We start from the raw sequence: 9,059 nt of genomic DNA, 5'->3' as shown, positions 1-9,059 counted from the left end.
CCATCGAACGCTTCTGCCGATACAATGCCCCGGCAAAACACGACCCGATGTCCCGAACTTCTGGTTCAGGACACTAGCCAGGCCTCAACGCAGAGAGGAAATAACGAAAGGCGAAGTGGGATCGATTAAAAGTAGCCCGCGGGAATGGATTCCAAGAGCGAACCGATGCGCTTGATTCCGCGCCTCGCGTGCGGGCGGGTTGCGAGAGGCAGCATCTCCCAGATCGGCGACCCCGGATCCGCTATACGACAAGGAACCGGAAGCAGCCCGGCGGCTGTACAGTTGACCATCTCCGAACGCTCGGGAATAGCTACATGACCAGATACTGCATGGTTGCCGCCGTCTTGTTCTTCACTTTGCCGCTGATTGCTGCGCACGCGCAAGGTAGCGCTGGCACCGGAAAAACCTCAACCGGCGTCGGACCACAAGTCGGCCCAAGGGGACCTGGTATTGAAAGCGGCGGATGGACCCAGCAGCCAGCCACCCCAACGAATACAACCACCGGTGGCGGCAACTTATCACCAGCGCAAAAGAACGCGATACCGCCGCCGAAGACCCTCCGAGATGGGCGCGCGAGCCAAAAGTGAATTGCACTCAGTCGATCGCTAAGTGTCGGCGCGGCACAGCGCGCTCCCTCATCATTCGATATTGCCGACAGCAGGTTAGCGGCCTGATCCGACGAAGCCCGCCAACCACACGTCGCGCCCTAGTTTTTCTTTCGCGTTTGCTGCCGATAGAAGCGCTGTATGCGCGAATAGATCGCGCCGCGTGTCCGACCTAACGTAGATGCGATCTCGTCGGCAGTTCTCTCTTGACGCAACAGCCCTCGGAACTGTTCTCCTCCTGAGAAGTCCATTGCCCTATCTCGCGCAACTGCTTCATTGCTCTTCCTTCGCTCTCGAATGGTACGACCATTCCACAGCTGAAAGCGAGGGTTCTCGGGCTGCAATGATCATCTCATCCATTGAGTGAGGCCGTTTAGATCTGGATGGCCTCATGGTTTGCTTGGAGAGGATTGTCCGGCTGACAAGGAGGGGACTGCTGCCGCATGAGGTGCATTTATATAGCTTGAGCCCGTATCTTCTTGAGATAGGCAGGCAAGCGACGAGAAATCTTGCCTGGGTACACGCAGTACATTGGGCCTCGCCGTTCATGGGAAGCTCGCTGAATGTGGCAATGAATTTCAGAGCGCAAGTGTCACTGCCATCCTGAGTCGCAGAATTTAGGCGACAATTCTCCATTCTAAATGTCGCATAAACTTTAGGCACCGCCCGTTCAACTTGCCCTCGACGTTAGGTCCGGCGGTCAAGACGAAGCGGTAAGGCAGTGCACACGTCGAAACACTCGACCGTTCTTTTGATGCCACCTCACATTGCCCCGGCGCGACGCCCTCACACGACCAACGCGACGCTTGCGGTTTTTCAAAAGGATGGCCTCGGGGCCGTGATCTCCTCTGCATAACCTGGCCGTCGAACCAACGGGGCAACGAGGATTAATTCTTAAGCGCTGTCTTACGAAGGATTCAAACCATGAACGTACCGACATCGTCAAAATTGCGAAGTTCACACGCTCCCCCAGGGGCTTTGTCATTCAGCCTGAGGGGCTCAAAAGTGAATTTGTTCATCAATCGTACCGCGCGAGTTCGAATAACCTCTGTTCACGAGACATACCTTCAAATGACCGAAGAACTGCTCCGATATCAATTCGCGCCTGCTAATATGCACGTCGCTGCGGTCGCATTATCGGGTTTTGAACCGGAATCCCCGACGGAAAATGGTTTGCAACAGCAAGTGTTTCATTCTCGTTTGCCTCGAGAGCAATCTTTGCGCCAGCATGACATCCCCGGTACAAGATGAAGATGACCTGTGGGCACGAAGCAGATCTTTAGCTATTTGCTCGCTCAAAAGCGCTGCAATTGATGATTTTGACATTTGAGGCGCAACAAGGATGCCTACCCGCCGCGGTGACGCAGCCTCGCCTATTGGCGTCGCCAAACCCCGAGGACTGATTTAACTTAGAGGTTGATCAGCGGTGGCCTGCTGCCGCGCACCGAAAAAAGCTGTCGAAGCGAATGGAGACATTCATCGTTGTCACAAGTTGCCTGGCGCTTGCTCTCTTCCTGTTGCTTGAGGTCCTGAAGCATAGAAAGGGACGACGCTGACCGATGGCTTCGTTCTCGTTGGTTCAGGCTCGTCAGGAGCTGGGACTCTTTCACAGATGGCTAACTGTATGCGTTGCCCCTCGTAAGCGATGTGGCGTAGCCGGTGCGTTAGCGAGGTCCCCTGGTGGGCTTGCACTTGTAATAGAACCTCGGCCTGCGCCCACAGCAAAATCGGTTCCCCGATCACTGCGCGTAGCGAACTTCGACCCGACCTACAGACACACAGCGGTAGGCCCCGTGAATTAACGCTCTTACGTGAAGAGCAAGCCTTTCTCTTCCATTTCCCGAAAAGTTGACGCAACAATGATGTTCCTTGCTGAAACTCTTAGCCGGTCAAACGCTATGCTGATGGAAAGCTATAAGAACAAAAGGATCCTTGTGACTGGCGGTGCCGGCTTCATCGGATCGCATCTATGCGAGCGATTGCTGGCGGCCGGCGCCGAGGTGATCTGCGTGGACAATTACTTCACCGGCAGTCGCCGCAACATTGCTGGACTGCTCTCTGATCCTATGTTCGAAGCCATCCGCCACGACGTCACCTTGCCGCTCTACACGGAAGTTGATGCAATCTTCAACCTCGCCTGCCCGGCTTCGCCGATCCACTACCAGCGCGACCCTGTGCAGACCACGAAGACCTCAGTGCATGGCGCGATCAACATGCTCGGTCTCGCCAAACGGCTCAAGGCACGAATCTTCCAGGCCTCTACCAGCGAGGTCTACGGCGATCCCTTGATCCATCCTCAGACTGAAGACTATTGGGGCAACGTCAACCCGGTCGGGATCCGTTCCTGCTATGATGAAGGCAAACGCTGCGCGGAAACCCTGTTCTTCGATTATTGGCGTCAACACAGATTGCCGATCAAGGTTGCGCGGATCTTCAACACTTATGGCCCACGCATGCAGCCGGATGATGGCCGGGTGGTGTCTTCATTCATCGTACAAGCGCTAAGGGGCGAACCGATCACCGTCTTTGGCGACGGCGAACAGACCCGCTCATTTTGCTATGTCGACGATCTCGCCGAAGCGATTCTCAGGCTGATGCTTACCGAGGACGGATTCACGGGGCCGGTCAATCTTGGCAACCCTTCGGAATTCACGATCCGGGAGCTTGCCGAAAAAGTTCTCCAATTGACTGGCTCTCGTTCACGATTGGTGTTTAAGCCGCTCCCGCAAGACGACCCGCGACAGCGCCAGCCCGACATTACATTGGCCAAGTCGATCCTGACCTGGGAGCCAAAAATCGGCCTTGAGGATGGGTTGAAGGAGACTATCGCCTTCTTCAAACGTACGCTTAGCTGACGGAAGTCCCCGGGCTGCGCCTGTCAGATCCCCATCTCGAGAGATGCCCTAATTTCGGTGCTGGAACTGCGAGCGACCGGCGTCGGCCATTCCCCGTCTTTACTAGACGTCGGACGAGCGAGCGCACTGCGCTTCGGCCTTTTTTGCGAAAGTGTTCGCTTCCGCGGGTATAAACCGCTTCGTCCAACGACCGTCATTGCTCGGCAATTGAGCAAATCCATCCTTGATGTGGCGTCAGACAACAATCCGAGACATATTAACTTTTGGCCTTTTTGACTCCAAATTACGGTTTTTTGTCTGCTTAAAGAGGATCCAGTCCGAGGACCTCGCATGTTCAAGGCTAAGAAGAAATCCGCGTTTCGAACAGATCGACCTGGAGACGGCCATAACTACCGCCGTTCGGAAATCGAACCCGAATTGTGAGGGATTTGTCGGTGTCGTGGTTGGCGGATGCAGCCCCAAATCGACCGATGATTCAAATTGGACGGCGCGGGGGGTAAAATTCGGAAACACAGAAATAGAAAGCTGCAATTCGGCGCTCTCGCTTATCGTGGACCGCTTAAAGCGCGAACTTGAAATTTCGAGACGCTAGTTAACGCGAAGCCGAGCGGCTCTTAACATTCGTGCAACCCTACCTACACGTAGGCGAAGAGCAATCCGGTACACAGCCAAATCGCCCAGCACTCCTACAGACGCACACCAACCTCCGTACGTCTGTTAGCCGCCGTTCTGCGACCTCAGTCCATTCCTATCGGCATCCTGACAGTTGCGATTTCGCCGGAGCAGCGAGATTGCGATACCGCGCTCTTAAACGATCACGACTCATCTACACGGATGTCGTTTGCCGTCATAAGTGGTGTAAGTGGCTGTGGCTGGATCGTAGCTGCGAAATTGCTTGCAACCGGGAGCTCCTTCACGCGCTTCGCGCTCCGCCGGCTTCGCCAAAGGTCGATTTGCCGGCGCGACGTCGGGTCTGGTGCTGGCATTCTGCGGGAGTTCCGGTTGCTTGGACACAGATTGCTTGGAGATGGGTTTGTCCGCGTCTCTTACAGCGGATTTCTGATCCAGCGCCTTGTATTGCTCAATAAACTCTTTGCATTGGATAGGAAAGACCATCTCTCCCGAAGTCGTCACACCGATAGGCATACAACTACCCGACGGCGGCACGTCAATCCGCGCGGCCCCCTCAGCAGACGTAGGGCTAGTCGTTGTACTGCCCGTCACTTGAGCCGATACTTCCCCGCTCAACGCAAGAACGGTGGTACAGGCCATAGCGATTTGCCGACTTAAGCCTTTCATGGAAACCACTTAAATTGAAATATTTCGGATTGTATCCGTCCTTCCTGGCATATCTGTGGCCAAGACAATACGGAGATCCGGGCCGCGCATGCGGCACAAACTCCGCCTTCTGGATGGATTTAGTGCTAACGGCGCAATGCTCCGACACGGCGACTGCGGGCTCCTGCGAACAAATATGCTTAGAAAATAAGCAGCCGAGGCACGCATGTGCGCCGTGAGGCGCGAAGCCGCAGGAAATAAGACGAGCCTTCGACCGCACCGCAACCAAAGTTGATCGCTCGTATGCTGACCGCTGGAGGACTTCCGTCAGGGCGCGCTCGAGACGCCGCCAGCATCGCTATGTAACAATACTTCTTCAAACCGTTTGAGTGCCGCAGCTTTCAAAATCTGTAGGTTTGCTATCGTTGAACTCAGTTGGTCAAGACGGCGCTGACCATTCAAAATTTCCTGATCGAACAAATTTTGATGATGCCTATCTAGCGGCTCTCGGTGCAAATACTCATCATCGCCGTTACCTATCGTAACTGCTGCGCGCGCCAACACGTCGTGTACCCTGCGACTAAGACCAGATTGCTCCCGTTCGGCAGCGACCAACGCCGTTTCGATGGCTCTCATGATGGGGACTATGCGACCTTTGTCGGTTTCGCCATCCCGCGTCGCCGAACGAGCTCTAAATAAACGCCCGTCCGGTCTCCTATCGTTCGGACGATGGAAAGCTCCCCGAAAAAACTGAAACATAGGTTCATCTCGCCGAACTGAGCGTACGATGGAAACATCAAACAAGTGTACTTAACAAACACTAAACTCGCGTCCACTTTTCGCACTTCCAGCTGCACAGGCGTCCCAGCCTTACATCTGAGTTGATGTGTGGTGTAGCTCGGTAGAGCAAAGCCGCCCGGACGCGCCCCCCAATAGCGCCGTAGCGGGCGGGCGGTCCAGTAGGACCGGGTTGCGACACGCCAACGCAACGGAGAAACCCACCTAAGACCGACGATGTGATGAACCTGCGCACGCTCGTACATATTACCCCTGATGCCGATCTGCTGCGCGAGATGATCGGCTTTGCCGCCCAGCGTCTGATGGAGCTGAAAGTCGAGGGCCAGACCGGGGCGACCTATGGCGAGAAGAACCCCGAACGCCCAGCCCAGCGCAACGGTTACCGCGACCGGATCTGGGTGACCCGCGGCGGCGCGGTCGAACTGCGCATTCCAAAGCTGCGCAAGGGTTCCTACTTCCCGGGCTTCCTGGAGCCGCGCCGCATGGCCGAGAAGGCGCTCACCGCCGTGGTGCAGGAAGCCTAAGCCCCTGGTCGGCGCTGCTCACTCGGATCAATCGTATCCGCATCCATATGCGCAAACGTGTCAAATCACCTCATTCCAAGAATAGGCCAGCTGCCGCTGGTGAGCGGCGAATCGAGAAAGATTCGAGTGCGTCTCAACAGCAGAACTGCGGGGTCGTCTCTGGCTCAGCGGCCACCAAGCTGAAAAGCGAGGCTCCCCTCGCCGCTTAACATTCCCGTGCTTTTACGGATGTTTTCGCGCTCCACTTCGCCCGTTAAGGTTGAACAGTTAGCTTAATTCGCGGTCTTCATTGCGGAGTGCTCTCTGGATCGCTTATCCCTTTTTCACGGGGCTTCAGGCCCGGCCGCACCCAAGTAAAGCCGTCGAGCGAACATGGGTCCGCTTGGCGGCTTTGTCGCTATGTTTGAAAGGTTTCTTCAGTTATGGCGCGCAAGCCCTGGTCGTTCAAGGAAGATCGCCGCCTCATGGAACTAGCAAAGGCTTCCGTTTCGCTGGAAGAGGCGGCGAAGCAACTCGGCCGATCGCCCGACGCGATCAAACGCATGGCTCTGCGCCTCGGTCTTTCGCTCAGGTCAAAAGTCTCGAAGAAGATCGACTAGCTAAACATTGAATCGGCTGCCAGGCCGCGAGCTTGATGCGCTCCAGGATCTTCAGACTTGCAAGCGGTTCAGTGGCGACGCGCTCGGCGTGCTTCGGCTTCGACGTCGCGCAGGCATTAAATTAGTCTCCCGGATCCGCGCACCTTGCTGTTTTTACGCGATAGTTTTGGCAACCGCCATGCCTGCCGTGATTGAAATCGCTCTCTTTTCCGGCCTGGTTGGCACAAAATTCGGTCACCCCGATTTGTCAGGGAGGTCACTTCTCAATCCGCGCACGCAAGTTTTAAGACAATTGGAACCAAACTGAGACATGCTTGGTCGCTTAAGTTGGTCCATCGTGGAGATTGGCATGCGCGGCGACCAAATAATTCTTCAAGCCGTCAGCGATGCACAGCGTGTTCTTGAAGAGTATCTGAAGCCTCAACCCCGCACCAACGAGCGCGTCATTCTGGATCAATTGGTTGAAATCCTCGAACGGCCCGACGTGCTTTTCGCCGTTAGTCAGTTGCGCGGCCAGTACTAGCCCGATAAGACCCATACGCGCGGTTAGCATCTTGGGGTGGCGTGCCCTGAGCGATCACCTGCCGGCATAGTCAGGATGCAGCTAACGCCGGCCCCGATCAGGAAGCGCTCGGCGGTGGCGCGGAAAGCTGTTCGGAGTTGCGTGCGCCAATGCGTGCTTGTCGTTTCGTATCTCGGTAAAACGGCATTCGAACTGGTGAAGGATCTTCCTCGTCCCACATACGCATACTCTCATTGACTATTCGCCCGCAACAACTTGAGCGCAGTACCAATCGTTAAAACAATACGGGGTTGTTGAAATCGGGGCCTTCTCAATGGGCCGCAGGCGCGAAACCTAGCAACAAGCTGTAATTTTTGTATATCGACCGTCTGACACGTTAAAACCGAGCGGGCCGCAGAGGCTTTCAGCTTGATCGGGAGAGGAGCGATGCGTGCGAAGATGATGCTTGTGGCATTTGCCGTTCTTCTAGGCTCGCCTAACGCCTATGCCGCAGGCAAATGCCCAACAGATACGTTCACAGCCAGCAAGGCTATCTGGAATTTGGCGACGTCCCAACGGGCGGTCCGAACGGCGATGCATCCTTGCGGCCGCCAAATAACGTGCATTGGCGGCTCATCCGCAAGTCCTGCGCTCCTGTCATTGGGACATGAAGTAGCTGGTTTGCTCCGCTGAACGAACTTGAAAGCGAACACCCCAAGCGCTCGACCATTGACGCGCTAAAGTTCAACGCACTTCCATTTCGAGAAAGCTCGACGTCGTTCGATGCGCGGAGGCGAGCCCGGCACCATGCCAAGCGTGGTGAGATCGAGCGTGGTGGAGGCCAGACCGTTGCCACCCGACATCCCGGCCGTGGTGTCGCCGCTGACGCCCTGTAATCCGACCTGGCGCACGCTGGCGCTGACCGGAATGACGGCATCGGCAGAGAACGTTCGCCGCCGGATAGACGATCGTGGTTGCGGTCGAGGATTTGACGCGCGCCAGCTTGTTGTTGGCCGCAGTCGGCAGGTTCTGCGTCTGCGTCAGTATGCCGAGCAGGAACGCAGCGCCGCCGGCCGCAACCGTGATGGTGGTGGTCGAGACGTCGGAGATCCCGGTTTCGGAGGTGACGACCGTGATCGAAGGGTTGTTGGACCGGGTGCCCTGCAGCGCCTCATCGAGATCGTCATCGGCGACCGAAAACGCCAGCTCGCCGCCGACCGGGCCGCCGGCGTCCTCGTCGACCAAGATCAGATCGGAGACCTGGCGATCGCTGCGGATCTCGGAGGTGATGACGGTTTTCGGGTTCGCGTTGAGGCCCGACGAGGTCTGCCGGATGGCCTTGAAGACCGGACTGGCCGGCGTGATGCCAAAGGTGGTTTCGCGGACTTTGGCCAGCGCAACGCGGTTCGTCGACTGAAGATCAGTCATCGTGACAGCAATGCCAGCACTGCGACGCGGGCACAGAGCACGAAGACGGCCGGCGGCGAGCCGTTTGGCTGGTTGAGGAGGAGCAGGAGCATTTTCGGATTTCTCGCTTTACCCTAAGGAGGAAGTGGTTCGCCGGCAGCGCCCCTGAACCGTAGTTGCCAGGCATTGCTGTGACAGCTACGCTAAAAACCATGATCCCATCGAAGCCTCGATAAATCGCGGCTGCTTATCCGGCAGGTTGCTCCTGCAGCTGCGCGACGACGTTCCTGGCATCCTCTGTCCCGGCAAAATCGCATTTTTCGGCGGCCATCGCGAAGGAAGCGAGACGTTCCTAGAGTGTGCAGTTCGTGAGCTGCACGAACAACTTAGTTTCTTCATATCGAGGTGCCTGGAGGCACGGTCCATGCTGAGTTTTTCGTTGTGCGTTATATCCCGGTAGACGAGCTCTGTGTCACCGAAAGACGCCTAGC

7 protein-coding genes and 1 pseudogene are annotated in these 9,059 nt (G+C 56.4%); 5 read left to right on the top strand and 3 right to left on the bottom strand.

What is annotated here, in order from left to right; all coding sequences use genetic code 11:
• The first annotated feature begins 1,676 nt into the window (after positions 1-1,676).
• Together AC0L3S_RS26560 and AC0L3S_RS26555 are read left to right on the top strand one after the other, a co-directional pair.
• Positions 1,677-1,856, top strand: coding sequence for a hypothetical protein (locus AC0L3S_RS26560; protein ID WP_473282313.1), 180 nt, complete (start codon positions 1,677-1,679; stop codon positions 1,854-1,856).
• Positions 1,857-2,503: 647 nt separating this feature from the next.
• Positions 2,504-3,460: a UDP-glucuronic acid decarboxylase family protein gene (locus AC0L3S_RS26555; RefSeq protein WP_473282321.1), complete on the top strand. Its 957-nt coding sequence runs from the start codon at positions 2,504-2,506 to the stop codon at positions 3,458-3,460.
• An 822-nt stretch (positions 3,461-4,282) separates the two neighbouring features.
• Here the strand turns inward: AC0L3S_RS26555 and AC0L3S_RS26550 are convergent.
• Positions 4,283-4,576, bottom strand: a complete 294-nt coding sequence (locus AC0L3S_RS26550; protein ID WP_473282319.1) for a BA14K family protein — start codon at positions 4,574-4,576, stop codon at positions 4,283-4,285.
• A gap of 489 nt (positions 4,577-5,065) precedes the next feature.
• Positions 5,066-5,497, bottom strand: a complete 432-nt coding sequence (locus AC0L3S_RS26545; protein ID WP_473282311.1) for a hypothetical protein — start codon at positions 5,495-5,497, stop codon at positions 5,066-5,068.
• 260 nt (positions 5,498-5,757) lie between these two features.
• Here AC0L3S_RS26545 and AC0L3S_RS26540 point away from each other — a divergent pair.
• From AC0L3S_RS26540 to AC0L3S_RS26530, 3 genes and pseudogenes are all read left to right on the top strand, one after another.
• A pseudogene (locus tag AC0L3S_RS26540) lies at positions 5,758-6,057 on the top strand (transposase); the annotation flags it as partial.
• Between the two features lie 425 nt (positions 6,058-6,482).
• Positions 6,483-6,659, top strand: coding sequence for a hypothetical protein (locus AC0L3S_RS26535; protein ID WP_473282309.1), 177 nt, complete (start codon positions 6,483-6,485; stop codon positions 6,657-6,659).
• A 349-nt stretch (positions 6,660-7,008) separates the two neighbouring features.
• Entirely contained in the window at positions 7,009-7,182 is a 174-nt protein-coding gene (locus AC0L3S_RS26530; protein ID WP_473282307.1) for a hypothetical protein, read from the top strand.
• Positions 7,183-7,905: 723 nt separating this feature from the next.
• Here AC0L3S_RS26530 and AC0L3S_RS26525 read toward each other — a convergent pair.
• Entirely contained in the window at positions 7,906-8,589 is a 684-nt protein-coding gene (locus tag AC0L3S_RS26525; RefSeq protein ID WP_473282305.1) for a phage tail tube protein, read from the bottom strand.
• Positions 8,590-9,059 lie beyond the last annotated feature (470 nt).

It is taken from the genome of Bradyrhizobium sp. Ken01 (genome assembly GCF_055807355.1).
This window is presented reverse-complemented; position numbering and strand designations above follow the sequence as displayed.

Bases quoted from the DNA above. Each gene is read 5' to 3' on its own strand.
- AC0L3S_RS26560 (WP_473282313.1), top strand. From the start codon at position 1,677: ATGACCGAAGAACTGCTCCGATATCAATTCGCGCCTGCTAATATGCAC.
- AC0L3S_RS26555 (WP_473282321.1), top strand. From the start codon at position 2,504: ATGCTGATGGAAAGCTATAAGAACAAAAGGATCCTTGTGACTGGCGGT.
- AC0L3S_RS26550 (WP_473282319.1), bottom strand. From the start codon at position 4,576: ATGGTCTTTCCTATCCAATGCAAAGAGTTTATTGAGCAATACAAGGCG.
- AC0L3S_RS26545 (WP_473282311.1), bottom strand. From the start codon at position 5,497: ATGTTTCAGTTTTTTCGGGGAGCTTTCCATCGTCCGAACGATAGGAGA.
- AC0L3S_RS26535 (WP_473282309.1), top strand. From the start codon at position 6,483: ATGGCGCGCAAGCCCTGGTCGTTCAAGGAAGATCGCCGCCTCATGGAA.
- AC0L3S_RS26530 (WP_473282307.1), top strand. From the start codon at position 7,009: ATGCGCGGCGACCAAATAATTCTTCAAGCCGTCAGCGATGCACAGCGT.
- AC0L3S_RS26525 (WP_473282305.1), bottom strand. From the start codon at position 8,589: ATGACTGATCTTCAGTCGACGAACCGCGTTGCGCTGGCCAAAGTCCGC.